This is a genomic window from Sulfurimonas sp. HSL-1716 (assembly GCF_039645975.1).
In the GTDB taxonomy this organism is placed as follows: Bacteria; Campylobacterota; Campylobacteria; order Campylobacterales; family Sulfurimonadaceae; genus Hydrocurvibacter; species Hydrocurvibacter sulfurireducens.
Genome location: NZ_CP147918.1, coordinates 1721163 through 1739658, shown reverse-complemented (window position 1 = coordinate 1739658; position 18496 = coordinate 1721163). Strand labels below are relative to the sequence as shown.

The window sequence follows — 18496 nt, the reverse complement described above, 5'->3', positions numbered from 1 at the left end:
TTATTTACACTCACTCATTTTAATGTCGGCGTATTCATCTTTACCGCCCTCTTTTTTATCTGCCCCCAAGGACACTAGTTCCACTTTGCCCTCATTATTGAGGTAAATGAAATCATTCCCCCAAGAGTCTTTAGGAATCTTGCCATCTTTTAAATATCCTTTTTTAGAGTAGTTTGAGTATTTATTCTCATCGGGGTTTTTAGCCAAAGCAGCCAACCCCTCTTCTGTAGTAGGGTACACCCCGTTGTCTACTTTAAACATGTCTAAAGGACCATCATAAAGACTTTTCATATTCACACATACAATCTTTTGTTTGGCTTCTTCACCTTTACCTACAAGATTAGGTACAACCATTGCAGCTAGAAGTCCAAGAATTACGATGACTATCATCAATTCTATAAGGGTGAAAGCACCTCTAAACTTTGTTCGCATTTAACATTTCCTTACAATTTAAAAGTAGTATATTATAAAATTGCTATATTTACTTCATGCATTACATTTTTATTTTACACCAGTAACTGTTCCATATTGAATGATTTTATAACTGGTTGTCCATATCTCATAGCCTACACCTCCATTCTCTCTTACATCAGGCCCTTTATACTCCTTAATCCATTCTTCATCGAAAGAAGTATCAGGTGGAAAATATTCACCAACGTTATACAAAAATCCTAAAAAACAGTTTTGATACATTCCTCCACCTACTTGTATCCTACCTTGTACTCTTTCAAAAGTATTATTTCCTAAGAATACTATTTTATTCTCTAGTAGAAGATAGCTGCCAGCAGGATTTTGAGGTACAGTTTCACAAGATTCTGTAGCATTCGGTAAACCTAGCTCTCTCCTAAAATTAGGGTAGTATATCGTTTTAGTTGCTTCTACATTGGATGTTTTATCGTAAACAATATGTCCTCCATCATAATAATCATAACTATTAATATACCCGCCTTCATAATGATAATCATATCTTATGCCTGTTGCTTTGAACTCTACAGTACCGTTATAATCATATTTATAACTACTATAATCTTTACAGGTGTTTGTAACTAAATCAAAATATTGTGTATCAAGACATTTTGATGCTTTAATCTTTTCCTCTTCAGGATTATTAATAAGCCAGTATGTATCATTCTGCAGTGTTATACTTGTACCTCCACAACTTGCTTTTACATACGTAGGAGTACCGTTATAATTAACTGTATATAGCTTTTGACTAGTATTAAATGGAAAAACTTCTTCATCTATTACAGCATTAGGATCAAAACGATGTTTAACTGTAATTCTATAATTCATGGTGTCTTTATTGAATTCTTGATTTGTTTCCCATTGTGAAGGTAAAGTATCTAAAGCCGCTAGTAGTTGTTGTATCTTTTGAATTATTTTAGTTCTTGTGTCTTGACTAGCCAAATATGCTTCAACGAACTTATGCCCACCGGGTAAGTCTAAATCTGCATTATGTTGCATACTACCGGGTATGGTATTAATCACAGGATCAATATAACCTGTAACATAATCACCTAGTTTAGCTTTGACTTCACTAGCAGGTGATGCAACTTGTAGGTTTGCAAAATAATTTTGATAACCCGTAGGAGATATTGCAGCATAAACGCGATTTGCGAACATATTTCCCTGAGAATGAGAAACTAAAAGAACTCTATGACTGTATTGAAAACTTGTATTATAATACTTTACAAGCATGTTATTTACATCTTGTTCTTCAGCAGTTGTTATGGCACTAATAATTTGTTGTCTTAAATTCAATAAATTTTCATCTGATATAGCACTTACCTGTTTTCCCATTAGTTCATCAACTAAAATGAAAAAAGATTTTTCACTGATTTGACCAGCCTCTTTTAATTGGTAAAATGTTTCAAGTAAATCTATCATTTTGCCATAACTCCAGTTGTACTGAAGTTTTACTTCTCCATAGTTAGCTTTTAGTTTTGGATCGTCTTTTATTATTTCTTTGTTAATTAAATCATTTAATTCTCTAACACTGCATTCCGCTGCACTATCTTTGTCACAATCATCTCTTGAATATTGTTTATTCCATACACCGTTCCCAAAGTATATATCAGTCTTACATTCATTAATTTTTTGTGTTTGAGCAAGAAGTAAAGAACTAATCATTAATGATAAAATAAATAATAACTTCTTCAAAACTATTCTCCCAACTCATCAATATTTATTTGACAATTTTCTATAGTATCTTTTGGAAGTGAAAATATTTGTCCGCTACATGCTTCATTAAATTTAAAACGTTGAAGAGTGCGCTCTTTAGTATTAAAAATTTTATCCTCAAGCTCTACACCTAATTTTCCTATATGCTCTTTTCTCCATTTTCTTGATTCAACATAACCCTCAATATCTTTAGTTTTTTTAGCAAACCAATACCATTGACAAGAAGAAGCATTTTCCAAATATTTTCTAGCTTCTAACGTTGGAGAATCAATTATCTTTTGCCATGCCCAAGCGTATTGCATAGAAATTGCTATTTGTGTTTTAGGATACTCACTATTTTTCGATTCTTCTATGATTACAAGTCGCTCAACATCATCCCTAATCCCATTATTATTAAAGTCTATACCAAGCAGAGTTGAGTCGTTTAACTTTTTGTCCGGTTCCGGAGGCAATGCATAACCGTTTACAACTTCAGGAACATAAAAATGGTACTTTATTTCATGAATATGTCTTTGCTTATGTGTTTTGGCTGCTTTTAAACTTTTTATTTCAACTTCATAAAAACCTGGTTGAAGCAATTTACTGGGTGTATATGTAAGAAGATATTGATCTTTGTCATATGCGATATTGCCACGAATATGCTCATGATGATGTGAAGAAAGATCAACTAATTTAACATTATGTTTTTGAACAGACGATGGGTCTAAAGGTATTTTAAACTGAACCTTTATTACTGCATTTTGAGGAACATCCACTTGAGAAGGTACGGGATATAAACTTAAAATACTTTCTTGATCTATTCCCTTCGATTTAGCCATATGTTCATCCGAAGCATTTAAGCTAAATGGCAACAAACTTACAAATATAATTACTAAAACCCGAATCATCTATACCCCTTTAAAATTCAAGCAATACAACTGTTGCTATAAATTGTTTTTTTTGATTTGTTACACTATAACACAAAATATTTAAAATAAATAATTAAATCAAGAAAATATTATGTTTTATTTAATACATAAAGTAAAATTACTTATTGTCCCGTGTCTTGTATCCATGAATAAGTCGTTTTTTCCCATCTTTCTTCAGGGAATGTACAACTTATTACTTTTCTTTCTACAAGCTGATTGTTATGAATCAAAAAAGTTGCCTGATATAAAAAATCCGTTTGAGAGCCTATAAAAACTATTTTAAAACCTTTTGATACTTTTATAACCTTAACTCCCCAAAGTTCTGTTAAATCTATATATGCCGACACCGGAAAAACTATTTTATTTTTATTTTCTTCAACAATCACACTAGATATTACTTTCGTCGGTGTTGTGTTTTCTGTACCCCACCACTCTAAATTAGCACTATTGTCAAATATAGTTTTCATTGTTTTTAATTTAATCTTTATATTTTGCTCTTTAAAATACAGTTCTTTAGAATTGATTTTTTTAAATGTTGCAAGAGGATGGCATTCAGTTCCATACAACAATGTAATAGGCAAAATTAAAAATAAAATATATTTCAAAATTTTCATGGTACTACCTTTAAAATTTTATCTCCACTTTGATCAACTTGTTTACGTATAGCTCTATCAAAAATCATACAACTGTTAGAGGCACTATGATTTCTTTTCTGATTATCACCATGCATTAAAAAACTAAATCTTCCAAATGTATTAGTATTTCTCTCTGAAATCAATGGTAATGCAAAAGGTCCGACTTTTGTACTATTATATGAACTCCCTATTCTATAAGTACCTTGAGGGATTGGTCCTACATTGCTTATATTTTGCATCGATGGATTGTTCCATCCTTTTCCATGTCCAGAATAACCTTGTCCACCATATATAATTTCTTCAAAATCATTTACCTGAAATAAATATCCCGTTGATTAGCTGTATACCCAAACTAATCCCCACGGGTCCACCATATTAACCGGATCATAAAGGACATACCCATAAAGGTTAGTATCACCGCCGTTAAACCCTATAGGGTCTTTTGCGGTACCGGGTCATAGTCACGGTAGCCGAAGTGTACTAGACCTGTATCAGTGTCTTGTAATCCTCCAGCAAACCCGAAATCTACATGCGCCCCGAAGGAAGGCCCTTGGGGTATAGTTTAGGATTTGTGTCCTCTAGTATATTACCGAAACTATCATACGTTATCGTTTTAACTACTCTGCCTCTTGCATCTGCAACAGCTTTGAGTGTTCCTGCTTGATCACATATGCAAGGTAATATGCTTTTCCTTTAGACTCCATTTTATACGGCATTCTTGAATCTGCGTAAAAGGTTATCATTACCGTCATAGATTTGACTTATATCACTGTTAGTATATGTACAACATAGAGGAAATTTAATGTACAATAAATTATAAATACCTGTAGGTTTTGTATATATTTATATGCAATAGATTAAGCTTTAAACTCGCTAAAAGTTTGTATTTTAAGTAAGTTTTTGTTTTTAGGAATGTAAGATTTTTTTTGCAATGGTGGAGCTGTGGAGAATCGAACTCCAGTCCGAAACCAAGCTACTCACAACGTCTACATGCTTAGAGAAGTTGTTTGATTTAATCCTGCTTCACACAACTTGCAAAGCTACACAAGACGAGCCTCGAAGATTCGTCATAGGCTGAGACAAGCCTAAGATATATCTGCATAAAGGGTGATACTTCGAATCCTACTTATCCAGAGTCCATAGGTGAAGCAGCCCGCCTCGTTAGGAGGGGTTAAAACTTAAGCTACTGCTAAAGCTGGGCGATAATTTGTATTGTTTGCGTTTAAGCAATTTGAGCCGCGTAACGGAAGTGCTCAGTCCGACATGCAATCATGAGCTGCCTGATCCCGTCGAAACCGGGTCAGCCCCATACTGAAATACTATCTAAACTTACTTATAAATAAGTTTAGATGTACTTATTAAATAGAAAAATTTATCCTGCCATTTGCATTCTGATGATGAGGTCGTTTCCCTCTTCTTCGATATAAAAGTTGTGTTTGCCGCACCATTCGTCGTTCATATGGTTTTTGCGCTCGTTTGCGTGCATGAGCGCGTCGTCTTTGGTGTCAAAGCTTACTTCGGCGTCGTGACCGCTTTTTTTGAAACATCCGCACTGTTTTTCTATGATTACCTTATACATCGATCTTTATCCTTGTAAAATTTTCGGAAGTATAAAACATAAACATTAAACTAAAAAGAGCGGGTGGAAAAATGCGGCAGCATATAAGCATTTTCAAAGCTTATATGCCAAAAATTAATTAGGCGTTGATCTCGTTTTTGATGATAAAGGCAAGCCTTGCGCAGTCCTCTATCTTCTGCGTATAGCTTAGGTTCTCTTTTAAAAGGATGTGTATAAAAGCAGACCCGACAATGACGCCATCAGCTCCTCTTACTTTCTCTCTTGCCGTCTTTTCGTTCACGCCGAACCCTACATATGCGGGAGTATCGGTAAACTCTTTTATCGATTGTATAAAAGGAGTCAGGTCTTCTGCCTTACCAGAACCCGTGATGCCCGTATATGCGACCATATAGATGAACTTTTTGGCATCGGTCACTATCTGCTTGATGCGCTCTTTAGAGTCTGTAGGAGCGACAAAAGAGATGTTTGCTACAGAGTTGGCGTCAAATGCGTTTTTGTATGCAAGAGCCTCTTCGTACGGCAAATCCGGGATGATAAGTCCGCTTACGTTCAGCTCTTTGGCTTTTTTGAGAAGATCGTCCATACCGTACTGATAAAACGGGTTGAAATATCCCATCCACAGAGTGTCTATCTTGTCGGCGATCTCTTTGGAGATATCTAAAACATCATGAAATCTAAATCCGCTCTCCAGTGCTATGTGGTTTGCTCTTTCTATCACGGGGCCGTCCGCAACCGGGTCGGAGAACGGGATGCCCAGTTCAATGGAATCGACGCCGTTGTCCGCAAGAGCAAGAGCAAGATCGACGCTAAAAGATTTTTCAGGGTAACAGGAAGTTATATAAGCTACGAGTTGTTTCAATTTTTGTCCATATCAGGTAATTTCAATAGTGAGAACTCTATCTTGGAAAGTTCGTTGTCGAGCTTGAGGTCATCGTACCATTTTTCAAACATGTCGCTAATGCTGAGCAGCCATGTTATGACCTCTTCGTTCGCTGGACCTTCCTCTTCTCTAAGTGTTTCAAGTGCGCTTTCGACAAAGGTAGAGAGTCTTATGATCGGTTCGAGCTTTAAAAAAGATGAAGCCGATTTGAGATTGTGAAATATGCGAAAAAGTTCGCCTATGTCGTTTTTATAACTGCTTTTTTTCCCGAGGTTTATGATGAGAGGTTCCATCACGTCGACCATCATAGAAAAATGTTCTAAAAACTCATCGACTATTTCAAAATCAAAGTTTGCTTCCAGTTCACGTCTTACGCCCATAAGTACAGTTCTCCTATATTGCTTTGGATTATATCATTTTTTGGTTAAAATCTCTTTAGAGAAATTTATCCGAAAAGATTTACCGATGACAAAAAAAATGACCATTTCAAAAATATTAAACTCTAAAGGGGACAAACCTTTAGTCATGATCACGGCGTATGACGCGCTCTTTGCAAATCTGTTTGAAGAGAGCGCGGACATACTGCTAGTCGGTGACAGCCTCAATACGAGTTTCGCGGGTAAAGACGATACTCTCAGCGCTACATTAGAGCAAATGATATACCACACCGGTGCGGTATGCAGCGGATCGCCTGCGAGTTTTGTCATCTGCGATATGCCTTTTGGGACATATACGACAAAAAAAGAGGCTCTTAAAAACGCCGTAAAAGTGTTTCAAAGTACGCAGGCGGACGCCGTTAAGATAGAGGGCGGGGCAGATAAAGCCGATATTGTAAAACATCTTACCTCTAACGGTATTGCGGTGTGCGGACATATCGGGCTTCTGCCTCAGTCTGTTAGAAGCGAAGGCGGTTACAAAGTAAAAGGCAAGGACGAAGCAAGTGCGCTCTCACTCATAGAAGATGCCAAAGCCATAGAAGCCGCGGGTGCTTTTTGTATGGTTATCGAAGGGGTGAAAGCGGATGTGGCGGAGCGCGTGGCAAAGAGCGTTTCTATCCCTTTGGTGGGCATAGGCGCGGGTGCGGGCGTGGACGGGCAGGTACTTGTCTTTTCCGATATGCTCGGGCTTTTCGAGAAGTTTACGCCGAAGTTCGTCAAAAAGTATCTTGAGGGTGCTTCTGTGGTAAGGGAAGCGGTTGCCGAGTATGCAAAAGAGGTACGCTCAAGAGAGTTCCCAAGTGAAAAATACAGTTATTAAGAGAGCAAAATGGAGCGTTTAGTAGAGATCGAAAGATTCACTTCCGATGAGGCCGGCGAGACGACGCTGCGGCCGAGTGCCTGGAGTGAGTATATAGGTCAGGAGCAGATCAAAAAGAATCTTGCCGTGTTTATCGAAGCAAGCAAAAAAAGAGCCGAAGCGCTTGACCATACGCTTTTTTACGGACCTCCGGGGCTTGGTAAAACAACGCTCGCGCTTATCATCGCAAACGAGATGAACGCCAACATCAAGGTCACGGCTGCGCCCATGATAGAAAAAAGCGGCGATCTTGCGGCGATTCTTACGAATCTGGAGGAGGGCGATATCCTTTTTATCGATGAGATACACCGCCTCTCTCCTGCGGTCGAAGAGATACTCTACTCATCCATGGAAGATTTCCGCATAGACATCATCATAGGCAGCGGTCCAGCGGCTCAGACGGTCAAGATAGACCTGCCCCGTTTTACCCTCATCGGCGCAACGACGCGGGCAGGTATGCTCTCCAATCCTCTGCGAGACCGTTTTGGGATGAACTTCAGGATGAACTTCTACTCTGACGAGGAACTTTCGCACATTATCATGCAGGCGTCAAAGAAACTGGAAAAAGAGATAAAAAGAGAAGCCGCGATCGAGATAGCAAAAAGAAGCCGCGGGACTCCGCGTATTGCACTCAGGCTTCTGCGCCGTGTGCGGGATTTCGCCGAGGTCGCCAACGAAAGGCATATCGAACATCAACGAACGCAGTATGCGCTCAACGAGCTGGGTATCAATTCGCACGGTTTTGACGAAATGGACATACGCCTGCTCGAACTTTTGGTGGCTTCAAAAGGCAGGCCTATCGGTCTGAGCACCATTGCTGCGGCGCTCAGCGAGGATGAAGGAACGGTCGAAGACGTACTCGAACCCTACCTCATAGCAAACGGCTACCTTGAACGTACGGCAAAGGGAAGAATCGCGACACACAAAACCATTGACGTCATAAAATTTAAAAATCCGAAAGAGAGTCTGTTTTAATGAAATCACAACATCTGCTTATCGTACTTTTCGGCGCATCGCTTTACTGGATGTACCGTCTGTATGAACCTTTTTTACTTACGATGCTCATAGCTGCGCTTTTGGCGATATCGACGGCAAACATACAGTGTTATTTTACCGCCCTCACAAAATCAAGGTTCACGGGAAGCTTGCTGACGACCTTTTTACTGGCGATACTTTTCTTTGTCCCGCTGGGTTACTTCCTTGCGAACTTTACTATCAAACTAAATAACTTAGACCCAGATATTTTGGCTAAGATCGACTACTCTTTAAGAGAACTGATAGCCAATCCTCCTTCTTTTCTGCTTTTTTTGAAGCCGTATCTCGTAGGATTGATAAAAGACCTGCAGATAGGAGATCTGGCATCAAAAGCACTTTCATATGCGGGGACGATCGGTTCATACAGCGCCGGATATCTGAAAAATGCGCTTATGGTGATAGTCTTTTACTTTTTTGCCCAGTTTAACGGGGATGCGATCATCGGATTTGTGAAAAAAGTGGTAAAACTTCCAGAGGATGATAATCAGCTTTTGACGTACGAGCTCTCTTCTGTGATGAGCACGGTGTTTTACTCTATCCTCGCGACGGCAATGTTTGAAGGGGCGCTTTTTGGAGTAGCCGTCTCTTTTATGGGATACAACGGGATACTCTTTGGCATCATGTACGGATTTGCTTCTCTTATCCCGGTTGTGGGAGGTGCTTTGATGTGGCTTCCGTTTGCGGTCTATGAATATAGTCTTGGAAATACGGGAGCGGCTATTTTTATCGCCGTTTATTCGGTGGTGATGATATCGATCATCGCCGATACGTTCATAAAGCCGGTAATCATCAAAGAGATAAACGTCAGGTTTATCAAATCGAGCGTCAAACTCAATGAACTGGTAATATTTTTCGCCATCATCGCGGGACTTGCTACTTTCGGGTTCTGGGGTATGATACTGGGCCCTGCGATCACTTCGTTCTTCCTTGCACTTTTAAAACTCGTGGAAGCAAAATCGGTAACGGTGTAGTTTTAGGAACAGGAGCTATTTCTTGTATATGGCAGGGTAGTCGTTTTTCCAGCGGCGGTGCAGCCAGAACCACGGTTTTGGATTTTTAAGTATCTCGCGGCTCAGCCATGATGCCTGCATCTGCGTCGAGACAAGGATGTCGTTTTCCATGTCGTCCGTTTTTGGCGGAACAAGTTCGTCATACACTTTGATGGTATAGTTCTCGTCGTTTTCATCGGCGTGTATCAAAATCGGGATGAGCGCCGCGTCAAACTTTCTGGCCAGATAAGCCGTGGATTTTATCTGCAGGGTCGGATGGTTTAAAAACTCTGCTTCTATGCCGTCTTGTTTGTTTACGTTCGTGTCTATCAGGATCGCTATCGCTTTTTTTGCGCGCAGTCTTTTTACCAGCTCTTTGGCCGCACCATGTTTTTCCGCATAGTCCATATTCCATTTTGCACGCGATGAGAGAAGATACTTTTCAAAATATTTGTTGTTCATCCCTTTGTATACGACCATGATCGGTTCGACGCACGCACTGAGCATCTCTGCTCCCAGTTCCCAAGCTCCATAGTGGGCGGTGACGAAGATGATGGGACGCTTCTCCTCTTGTACTTTTTTTATGATCTCGAGATTTTCGAACTTCACTTTTTTAGCGATGTCGTCTATGGAGTAGTAGCGCCCTTCCAAGGTGTATAAAAAGTTTAAAAGAAGAGATTTGTACGAGTACTTTGTCACCTCTTCTATAAACTTTTCGTCAAGGCCGTTCCCATACACGAACTCCAGATTCTGTCTTACGACTTTGGTGTATCTTTTGCTCAGCATATATGCCAAAGATGCAAGTCCGATGAAAAAAGAGCGCCGTGTTCTTTTTGGAAGCAGCATCAAAAATTTTTCCAGCACTAAAAACAGATAAAAACCTATCATTTTAAAAGCTCCTTAGCTTTGTTTGCGATCGTTTTCGGGTCTATATCTTTTATGGAAAAATCATTTTTGTCGATATGCGATATATCGACCTTTGAATCCGAATGTATCGCGATGTTTATGTTTGTCGGATATATCATCCTCTCGTTTGTCGGACCGAACAGCGTGATGGAAGGTACGTTATAAGCCCATGCCATATGCGTGGGTCCCGTGTCGTTTCCTATGACCAAAGATGCGTGACCGATAAGTGCACACAGCTCTTTGAGATCGAGTCTTGGCGCAACTTCTGCGTAGTTCGAGTTTAAGGCTACAAACTCCGCATCGCTTTTTTCTTTTTCGCTTCCCCAGACTATATATGTCTTACGCTCAAGTGCGTTACAGACCTCTGCGACTTTCTCTTTTGGATAGATTTTGCTTTGCCATGAAGCACCGATGACAAAGACAGCATAGCTCTCCTGCGTAAAGGAAGTTTTTTCATAAACGGGCAGAGTGGGCTTTTTGGCATCTATCATCTCATCGTTTACATGCAAACCCAAAGCATCGTTTATAAGAGCGGTGTTTCTTTTGATAACACTGATCTCATAAGGGATGTCTGAAGTGGATGCGTAAAAAAGAGAAGAGAGCGATTCTCTTGCCGAATTTTTATCGTAACCGTGAATATTTTTGCCGATGATCCTTGAGACTATCGCTGATTTTACAAGCCCCTGCATATCGATGATAAGATCGTATTTCGGGAGGTTTTTCAGCTTGGTTACGGTCTGCTTTAAAAGCCGGAGGCTTTTCTCTTTTTTTATCTTTTTCAAGTTTACGGTGTGGACTTGATCTATGAGCGGGTGTTCATATAAAAGAGGTGCAAAAACTTCCTCGCAGATCCAGTCGATTTTCATCTCGGGATATTCTTGACGGATAAATTGTAGTACAATTGTAGCATTAACAATATCTCCAAGAGCCGAAAGCCTTACTAAGGCTATGTGATTAAGTTTCATGGGCGGTATTATATCAAAATCATCGGAAGAAAAATGTCACAGCATCACCATCACCACCACCACGTAAGCGGAAAGAATCTTTTGATCGCGATCATTTTAAACCTGACGATCACGCTTTCTCAGGTCATCGGAGGAATATTCTCCGGTTCTCTTGCGCTTTTAAGCGATGCCCTTCATAATTTCAGCGACGTACTGACGCTGCTTATAGCTTATGTTGCGAATCGCCTTTCACATAAAGAACATACAGAAAGCAAGACTTTCGGATATAGACGCGCAGAGATAATCGCGGCGTTCTTTAACACATCCGTTCTTATGGCAGTCGCTATCTTTTTGATCTACGAATCGTATCAAAAACTCATCAATCCGCAGAGTGTGGATTCGTTGACTGTTGTGTGGCTGGGTGTGCTGAGTATATTTTTAAATGCTCTTGGCGTACTGCTTGTCAAAGATGATGCCCATCACAACATGAATATCAAAGCGGCATATCTTCATTTACTGACGGATATGGTGACTTCCGTCGCGGTCGTTGCGGGCGGACTTTTAATGTATTTTTATCAGATATACTGGGTCGACCCGCTCGTATCGATGATCATCGCTTTATATCTGATAGTTGCATCATGGAGCCTGATGAAAGTTTCGCTCTCCGTATTGATGCAGTTTACGCCCGAAGGCATAGCAATACAAGATATCATCAACAAGATAAAAGAGACGCAAAACGGTATCGAAAACGTACACCATGTCCATCTTTGGCAGCTGGACGATCACAGTATCCATCTTGAAGCACACTTGAACTTTCAGGACAATATCTCGTTGCAGGAGTGCAGTGCTGTTTTGGATTCTTTGGAAAAGGTGTTGAAAAAAGATTTCGGCGTGACGCATACGACGTTTCAGTGCGAACATAACCGCTGTCAAGTAATGAACGCGATAGTATAGGGCGGTTAATTTAAAAATATGATGGTATAATCGCGGAATTATTTTATTAAAGGTGTCGAAAATGGTTGCGTCTGATATTCAAGATTTTTCGCAGGGCAGAACCAAAGCCAGAGCATATTTTTGTTATCTGTTTTCTAAAAATATTCCCGACAGGCTGCCGTCGCTTTCGCCGGAGATGATCATGCCTAGGCTTTTAAAGATAAAAGCCGATCTGCAGAACTGCGATGCGGTATACCTTTTGGATTATAAAGGCGTTCAGGTATCGCCTACATATGCGAAAGACAATGTTTTAGAAGATGATATAGGCAAGATAAGGGCCGACAGAGCCTATTATTACCGAGCCGTCAGGGAAAAAAGATGTACCATTACCGATCCTTACCCGTCCCTGCTCAGTCCTGAACTGACCATTACCGCATCCAAACCGATATTTGACGAGCATGGCGAGATAAAGTATGTCGCGTGTCTGGATATGCCTTTGGACGAGGTTCTCAAGATATCCCATCTCAACACTCTCGATACTTTTTTTAAAAACTTTTTCAAATACTCGTACGGGATATTCGCTATCGCTTTGATTGCCGTTGCGATGCTGCTTTTTGTCAAAGGGGTGCAGAGCTTTTTTGTCAACGAAATATCTCCGAAAAACTTTGAGATAAAAAACGTTTTTGAAGCGACGATCCTTTTGACTCTTTCGCTTGCGATGTTCGACCTCACTAAAACGATCATCGAAGAGGAGATAACGGGTCAGATGCAAGAGCATAACATATCGGGACCGCACAAGACGATGGTAAAGTTCCTGGGCTCCATCATCATCGCTTTGTCCATCGAAGCTTTGATGCTGGTCTTTAAGTTCGCGATAACGGACCCTGACAAGCTCTTATACGCCTTGTACATAGTAGGCGGAGTCGCAATGCTGCTCATCAGTCTGGCGGTCTATATAAAATTTACGAAAGAGAAGATTCAAAAATGATAGCCATCGTCGATTATAATATGGGAAATCTTGCAAGTGTAAAGAATGCGTTTGCCAAACTCGGAAAAGATGCCTTTATAGTGTCGGACCCCCATAAGTTTAAAGATTATGACAAACTTATCTTGCCGGGGGTCGGTGCGTACGGCGATGCTATGGAACACTTAAAAGAGCGGGGGATGGATGAAGCTCTAAAAGAGTTTGCTGCAAGCGGAAAATATATGTTTGGCATCTGTCTTGGAATGCAGCTTCTTTTTCAAAGCAGTGAGGAGTTTGGAGACAGTAAAGGGCTCGGACTGATAGAAGGAAAGGTGATAGAATTTGACAAAAACCGTTTTCCTCATCCTTTGAAAGTTCCCCACATGGGATGGAACAGGATGTTCACGAAAGAGCATCCGCTTTTTAGCGGTATGGACGAATCGCACTACCTTTACTTCGTTCACTCCTTCCACGTTGTCTGCCAAAACGAAGCGGACATCATAGGAAAAACGGAGTATGGCTATGAGTTTACAAGTGCCGTAGCACGTGACAATATTTTCGGTATTCAGCCGCACCCGGAAAAAAGTCACACGAATGGGCTTAAAATATTAGAAAACTTTATAAAACTATAGGAAATTACGATATTATGACTTTATACCCGGCAATCGATTTAAAAGATGGAAAAGCAGTTCGCCTTACAAAAGGCTTGATGGAGAGCGCGAAGATATACTCAAACGAACCATGGGAACTTGTTAAAAAGTTCGAAAGCATGGGGGCTGAGTGGGTGCATCTTGTCGATCTTAACGGTGCGTTTGCAGGCGAACCGAAAAATCTTGAACAGATCATAAAGATAAGAGAAAACTGCAATGTCAAGCTGGAGCTCGGCGGGGGTATCCGTGATGAAAAAACGGTACAAAAAATGCTTGAAATCGGAATCGACAGAGTGATCTTGGGATCAATTGCCGTGAAAGACCCCTCTTTTGTCAAAGAGATGGCCGCAAAGTACCCTATAGCGGTGGGAATAGACGCAATAGACGGTTTTGTGGCGGTTGAAGGCTGGGGAGAAGTAAGTTCTATGAAAGCTACGGATCTGGCACGTGAGTTCGCAAATGCGGGAGTCGAGGCTATTATTTGTACGGATGTCGGCAAAGACGGTACATTAAGCGGCGTAAATGTCGATTTTACTCTTGAGATCGCAAGAGCAAGCGGAGTGAGCACGATCGCAAGCGGCGGAGTGAAAGATGCCGGAGATATTGAAGCTTTGATGGCGACCGGCGAGATCGACGGCGTCATCATAGGTAAAGCATATTACGAGGGTACTTTGGACTTAGAGCACATGTTTAAAGTTACTTCAAACTAAATTAGGCTATTATTAGCCTGAATTCTTAACAAAATATATAATTTATCTAAAGGATTATATTTGAAATTATTAGTAGTTGATGATAGTTCTACAATGCGCCGTATCATAAAAAATACTTTGGCTCGTCTAGGATATAAAGATATTTTAGAGGGTGAAGACGGAGTGCAAGGGTGGAACGTTTTAACAGAAAATCCGGATCTCGGCATGCTGATCACTGACTGGAATATGCCCGAGATGAACGGCCTGGAGCTTGTTAAAAAAGTCCGCGCCGATGCCCGTTTTAAAGATTTGCCGATCATCATGGTCACAACAGAAGGCGGTAAAGCCGAAGTTATAACGGCATTAAAAGCAGGCGTAAACAACTATATTGTCAAACCTTTTACTCCTCAAGTATTAAAAGAGAAACTCGCTGCAGTTATGGGCATTGAGGGTTAATGCAAGAACTCTACAATCAACTCGCGGTGAGAGTCTCATCTCACCACGATCTTTTTAGTGACTTTTTAAACGATATTCTACCTATAGGTTTTGAAGAGACGGATGACGGTTTTATCATCCGCAGCGAAGATGAGCTTGAGACCATAAAATGGGGAGTCGAGCAGTTTGGCGAAGCTTTGCAAAAAGCTTTGAAACAGCCTATAGACATAGAGATCGTTTTGACTAAAGAGAAAAACAGCGACTGGGTCAAAGAATACCAAGAGGGTGTGACTCCGGTCGAAATCGATCAATTTTATATCTATCCGACCTGGGAAGAGCCGAAAAACGGCAAAGTAAACATAGCCATAGACCCAGCTCTGGCTTTTGGAACGGGGCATCACCCGACAACGGCGACATGCCTTAAAGCGGTCGCAAAATATGTAAAAGAGGCTGATGAGGTCATAGACGTGGGATGCGGAAGCGGGATACTGAGTATCGCCGCTATGAAACTCGGAGCCGTAGCTGATGCCTGTGACACGGATCCGATATCAGTTGAAAATTCTAAGATAAATGCTACGGAAAATAGTGTAGAATATAGAAATATCTGGGAAGGTTCGGCATCCGCCGGCAATACAAAATATGACGTGACGATAGCAAATATCGTAGCGGACGTCTTGACATACATTGCAAACGATCTGAAAAAGATCACGAAATCCGGCGGGATCATGGTCTTATCTGGGATTTTAGACAAATATGAGAACAAAGTGTTGAAGTTTTATCAGGATTGTGAGTTGATCGAGCGAATACCACAAGATGAATGGGTAACATTAATTTTAAAAAGAGGATAAAACATTATGGGATCTCCCGACAATAATAGCAATAATAAAAACAATAATTTCTTCAATAATAATCCGCTTATAACTTTTGCAATATTTTCAGTAGTTATAATCTTGATCTTTAAGACGCTTATCGGCGAACAAGGTGCATCGGGGCCTATGAGCTCGTCGATCGGTGCGACGGTCAAAAACAAACAGATCAGTTATTCCGAGCTAAAAACCTTGGTAAATGAAAAAAAAGTGCAAAAAGTAGAGATCGGGCAGAGCTATATACGTGCGCTAGGTACTGAAGACGGCAGAAAGATCTCTTATACGACGCGTATGGTAAGCGGCGATAACACTCTTGTACCGTTACTTGATAAAGAGAATATCGATTATTCGGGCTTCAGCGAGTCAAACTGGTTTACTGAGATGTTCGGATGGCTGCTGCCGTTTTTGATCATCATCGGCATATGGATGTTCTTTGCAGGGCGTATGCAAAAAAATATGGGCAGCGGAATCCTGGGAATGGGCAATTCGAAAAAACTCGTAAACTCGGAAAAACCGAAGACAAAGTTTGACGATGTCGCAGGTGCTCAGGAAGCAAAAGAGGAAGTCCTTGAGATAGTAGACTTTCTAAAATACCCTCAAAGATATGTGGAACTCGGAGCAAAGATACCAAAAGGGGTTCTTTTAGTCGGCAGTCCCGGTACGGGTAAGACCCTTTTGGCAAAAGCCGTCGCGGGAGAAGCTGAAGTTCCGTTCTTCTCCGTCAGCGGTTCAAGTTTCATAGAGATGTTCGTCGGTGTGGGTGCGGCTCGTGTGCGCGACCTGTTCGAACAGGCGAAAAAAGATGCTCCTTCCATCATCTTCATCGATGAGATTGACGCCATAGGTAAAAGCCGTGCGGCAAGCGGCATGATGGGCGGTAACGACGAGCGTGAACAGACGCTGAACCAGCTTCTTGCGGAGATGGACGGGTTTGGAACGGATACGCCTATCATCATCTTAGCGGCAACGAACCGTCCGGAAGTACTTGACAGCGCATTATTGCGCCCGGGTCGTTTTGACAGACAGGTCTTGGTTGACAAGCCTGATTTTCAAGGGCGTATAGAGATATTGAAAGTGCACGTAAGAGGCGTAAAACTCGCAGATGACGTGGATCTTGAAGAGATAGCGCGCATTACGGCCGGACTTGCGGGCGCCGATTTGGCTAACATCATAAACGAAGGTGCTCTTTTAGCCGGACGTAACGGTAAAAAAAGCGTGACCCAAAAAGATCTGTTCGAAGCGGTCGAACGTGCTATCGCCGGACTTGCAAAAAAATCCCGCCGTATCAATCCTAAAGAGAAAAAGATTGTCGCTTACCATGAAAGCGGTCATGCGCTGATTGCCGAGATAACAAAAGGCGCGAAAAAAGTCTCTAAAGTTTCGATTGTTCCGCGCGGACTTGCAGCGCTCGGATATACGCTAAACACTCCCGAAGAGAACAAATTTATGGCTCAGCGCCACGAGCTTTGGGCGGAGGTCGACGTGCTTTTAGGAGGGCGTGCGGCAGAAGAGGTTTTTTTAGGCGAGATATCCACAGGCGCCGGAAACGATCTGGAACGTGCCACGGAGATCATAAAATCTATGGTTCAAGTTTATGGAATGAGTGACGTTGCCGGACTTATGGTACTGGAAAAACAGCGCCAGTCTTTCCTTGGCGGCGGCGGACCTGCTGCTAGAGAGTTCAGTGAAAAGATGGCTGAGGACATGGATTCGTTCATCAAACGTAATCTGGATGAACATTATGTCCAAGTCAAAAAGAGTCTTGAAGAGTACCGTGACGCTATTGAAAACATGGTTGCGCTGCTTTATGATAAAGAAAACATAACAGGCGAAGATGTCCGTTCGATCATAGAGAAGTTTGAAAAAGACAATAATATCGAAAGCAAACTTGAACCGGTAAGCGATGAGATCGAAGACGAATTGAAAGAGGATGCGAATATGACCAAAAAGCGTCCCGGTATAGGTGAAGAGAAAAAAAATGATGATGAATGATACGTTTATAGTTTCAAAAGCAGGTTACAAGCATATAGCTGCAGCGGTTGCTTTTTTTATTATATTCGCCTTGTTTGGCTGGGGTCTCTTTAAATTTTTAAGCTTTGCGGCGCTCATCTTTTTTATTTTTATATACAGAAATCCTGAAAGAGAGACTCCCTACTTTCAAACAGGTTCTCTCGTGAGCCCGGTAGACGGAAAGATAACAGCAATAAATACGCTTGATAACGGATACGAGATCGTAATAAAATCGTCTTTGCTCGATACTTCGATCCTTAGGGTGCCGTTCCTCTCAAAAGTAAAATCGTTTCATATCAGAAAAGGGGCAAGGCTCTCGACGGACATAAGAAAAGCCATGTTCTTAAATGAAAAGTTCGAAGTGTCGTTTGAAGACAAAGATGGGCATATCATGCACATTCAGCATCTCTTAGACAACAGCATTGACGATATAACGGCAAACTTGCATCTTGACCAAGAATTCAACCAAGGCAAAAGATACGGTGTCATGACAAAAGGCAAAACGATCATCACTCTTCCTATGACATGCAGGCTTTCTTTGCATGTGGGTGAGAAGGTCAGAGCCGGCGAAACGCTTTTAGGATATATAACCTAAG

At 41.2% G+C, this 18496-nt stretch carries 22 protein-coding genes and 1 other RNA gene; 11 read left to right on the top strand and 12 right to left on the bottom strand.

The window, feature by feature from the left end:
• From gspG to WCY03_RS08810, 10 genes are all read right to left on the bottom strand, one after another.
• Nucleotides 1-432 (bottom strand): type II secretion system major pseudopilin GspG, encoded by a 432-nt coding sequence (gene gspG / locus WCY03_RS08855; RefSeq protein ID WP_345992166.1) that lies wholly within the window; start codon nucleotides 430-432, stop codon nucleotides 1-3.
• Between the two features lie 69 nt (nucleotides 433-501).
• Nucleotides 502-2160, bottom strand: coding sequence for a hypothetical protein (locus tag WCY03_RS08850; protein WP_345992164.1), 1659 nt, complete (start codon nucleotides 2158-2160; stop codon nucleotides 502-504).
• A gap of 2 nt (nucleotides 2161-2162) precedes the next feature.
• On the bottom strand, nucleotides 2163-3068 hold the full coding sequence (locus tag WCY03_RS08845) for a hypothetical protein (RefSeq protein ID WP_345992162.1): 906 nt from the start codon (nucleotides 3066-3068) through the stop codon (nucleotides 2163-2165).
• 143 nt (nucleotides 3069-3211) lie between these two features.
• Nucleotides 3212-3703 (bottom strand): hypothetical protein, encoded by a 492-nt coding sequence (locus WCY03_RS08840; protein WP_345992161.1) that lies wholly within the window; start codon nucleotides 3701-3703, stop codon nucleotides 3212-3214.
• The gene (locus tag WCY03_RS08835; protein ID WP_345994076.1) at nucleotides 3700-4017 is read right to left on the bottom strand and encodes a tlde1 domain-containing protein; all 318 of its coding nucleotides are present in this window, start codon (nucleotides 4015-4017) and stop codon (nucleotides 3700-3702) included. The genes WCY03_RS08840 and WCY03_RS08835 overlap by 4 nt, the downstream gene beginning before the upstream one ends.
• Before the next feature lie 324 nt (nucleotides 4018-4341).
• On the bottom strand, nucleotides 4342-4476 hold the full coding sequence (locus WCY03_RS08830) for a hypothetical protein (protein WP_345992160.1): 135 nt from the start codon (nucleotides 4474-4476) through the stop codon (nucleotides 4342-4344).
• A gap of 180 nt (nucleotides 4477-4656) precedes the next feature.
• Nucleotides 4657-5032, bottom strand: a transfer-messenger RNA (tmRNA) gene (gene ssrA, locus WCY03_RS08825).
• Between the two features lie 64 nt (nucleotides 5033-5096).
• Nucleotides 5097-5303, bottom strand: coding sequence for a hypothetical protein (locus WCY03_RS08820; protein ID WP_345992159.1), 207 nt, complete (start codon nucleotides 5301-5303; stop codon nucleotides 5097-5099).
• Between the two features lie 118 nt (nucleotides 5304-5421).
• Nucleotides 5422-6162 carry a tryptophan synthase subunit alpha gene (gene trpA, locus WCY03_RS08815; RefSeq protein ID WP_345992157.1) on the bottom strand — a complete coding sequence of 247 codons (741 nt, stop codon included), beginning with the start codon at nucleotides 6160-6162 and terminating at the stop codon, nucleotides 5422-5424.
• A complete protein-coding gene (locus tag WCY03_RS08810; protein ID WP_345992155.1) occupies nucleotides 6159-6563 on the bottom strand; it encodes an Hpt domain-containing protein in 405 nt (134 codons plus the stop codon). The genes trpA and WCY03_RS08810 overlap by 4 nt, the downstream gene beginning before the upstream one ends.
• An 85-nt stretch (nucleotides 6564-6648) precedes the next feature.
• On the opposite strand from WCY03_RS08810, the gene panB reads away from it, so the two are divergent.
• The 3 genes from panB to WCY03_RS08795 are packed head-to-tail and all read left to right on the top strand — an operon-like array spanning nucleotide 6649 to nucleotide 9485.
• Nucleotides 6649-7440 carry a 3-methyl-2-oxobutanoate hydroxymethyltransferase gene (panB, locus tag WCY03_RS08805; protein WP_345992153.1) on the top strand — a complete coding sequence of 264 codons (792 nt, stop codon included), beginning with the start codon at nucleotides 6649-6651 and terminating at the stop codon, nucleotides 7438-7440.
• Nucleotides 7441-7449: 9 nt separating this feature from the next.
• Nucleotides 7450-8454: a Holliday junction branch migration DNA helicase RuvB gene (gene ruvB, locus WCY03_RS08800; protein ID WP_345992151.1), complete on the top strand. Its 1005-nt coding sequence runs from the start codon at nucleotides 7450-7452 to the stop codon at nucleotides 8452-8454.
• A complete protein-coding gene (locus WCY03_RS08795) occupies nucleotides 8454-9485 on the top strand; it encodes an AI-2E family transporter (RefSeq protein ID WP_345992149.1) in 1032 nt (343 codons plus the stop codon). Before ruvB ends, WCY03_RS08795 begins: the two co-directional genes overlap by 1 nt.
• Before the next feature lie 15 nt (nucleotides 9486-9500).
• On the opposite strand, the gene WCY03_RS08790 is transcribed toward WCY03_RS08795, so the two are convergent.
• Nucleotides 9501-10391 (bottom strand): lipid A biosynthesis lauroyl acyltransferase, encoded by an 891-nt coding sequence (locus WCY03_RS08790; protein WP_345992147.1) that lies wholly within the window; start codon nucleotides 10389-10391, stop codon nucleotides 9501-9503.
• Entirely contained in the window at nucleotides 10388-11374 is a 987-nt protein-coding gene (gene waaC, locus WCY03_RS08785) for a lipopolysaccharide heptosyltransferase I (RefSeq protein WP_345992145.1), read from the bottom strand. The genes WCY03_RS08790 and waaC overlap by 4 nt, the downstream gene beginning before the upstream one ends.
• 33 nt (nucleotides 11375-11407) lie before the next feature.
• Between waaC and WCY03_RS08780 the strand changes: the two genes are divergently transcribed.
• The 8 genes from WCY03_RS08780 (at nucleotide 11408) to WCY03_RS08745 (ending at nucleotide 18495) form a co-directional block, all read left to right on the top strand.
• Complete coding sequence (locus WCY03_RS08780; RefSeq protein WP_345992143.1) at nucleotides 11408-12307, top strand: cation diffusion facilitator family transporter; 900 nt, start codon at nucleotides 11408-11410, stop codon at nucleotides 12305-12307.
• A 61-nt stretch (nucleotides 12308-12368) separates the two neighbouring features.
• Nucleotides 12369-13274: a PDC sensor domain-containing protein gene (locus WCY03_RS08775; RefSeq protein WP_345992141.1), complete on the top strand. Its 906-nt coding sequence runs from the start codon at nucleotides 12369-12371 to the stop codon at nucleotides 13272-13274.
• Entirely contained in the window at nucleotides 13271-13882 is a 612-nt protein-coding gene (gene hisH, locus WCY03_RS08770) for an imidazole glycerol phosphate synthase subunit HisH (protein WP_345992139.1), read from the top strand. Before WCY03_RS08775 ends, hisH begins: the two co-directional genes overlap by 4 nt.
• 14 nt (nucleotides 13883-13896) lie before the next feature.
• The gene (hisA, locus tag WCY03_RS08765) at nucleotides 13897-14610 is read left to right on the top strand and encodes a 1-(5-phosphoribosyl)-5-[(5-phosphoribosylamino)methylideneamino]imidazole-4-carboxamide isomerase (RefSeq protein ID WP_345992137.1); all 714 of its coding nucleotides are present in this window, start codon (nucleotides 13897-13899) and stop codon (nucleotides 14608-14610) included.
• 60 nt (nucleotides 14611-14670) lie between these two features.
• The gene (locus WCY03_RS08760; RefSeq protein ID WP_345992136.1) at nucleotides 14671-15045 is read left to right on the top strand and encodes a chemotaxis response regulator CheY; all 375 of its coding nucleotides are present in this window, start codon (nucleotides 14671-14673) and stop codon (nucleotides 15043-15045) included.
• Entirely contained in the window at nucleotides 15045-15872 is an 828-nt protein-coding gene (locus WCY03_RS08755) for a 50S ribosomal protein L11 methyltransferase (protein ID WP_345992134.1), read from the top strand. Before WCY03_RS08760 ends, WCY03_RS08755 begins: the two co-directional genes overlap by 1 nt.
• A gap of 6 nt (nucleotides 15873-15878) precedes the next feature.
• Entirely contained in the window at nucleotides 15879-17882 is a 2004-nt protein-coding gene (gene ftsH, locus WCY03_RS08750) for an ATP-dependent zinc metalloprotease FtsH (RefSeq protein ID WP_345992132.1), read from the top strand.
• Entirely contained in the window at nucleotides 17869-18495 is a 627-nt protein-coding gene (locus WCY03_RS08745; RefSeq protein ID WP_345992130.1) for a phosphatidylserine decarboxylase, read from the top strand. Before ftsH ends, WCY03_RS08745 begins: the two co-directional genes overlap by 14 nt.
• The last annotated feature ends 1 nt before the right edge of the window (nucleotide 18496 follow it).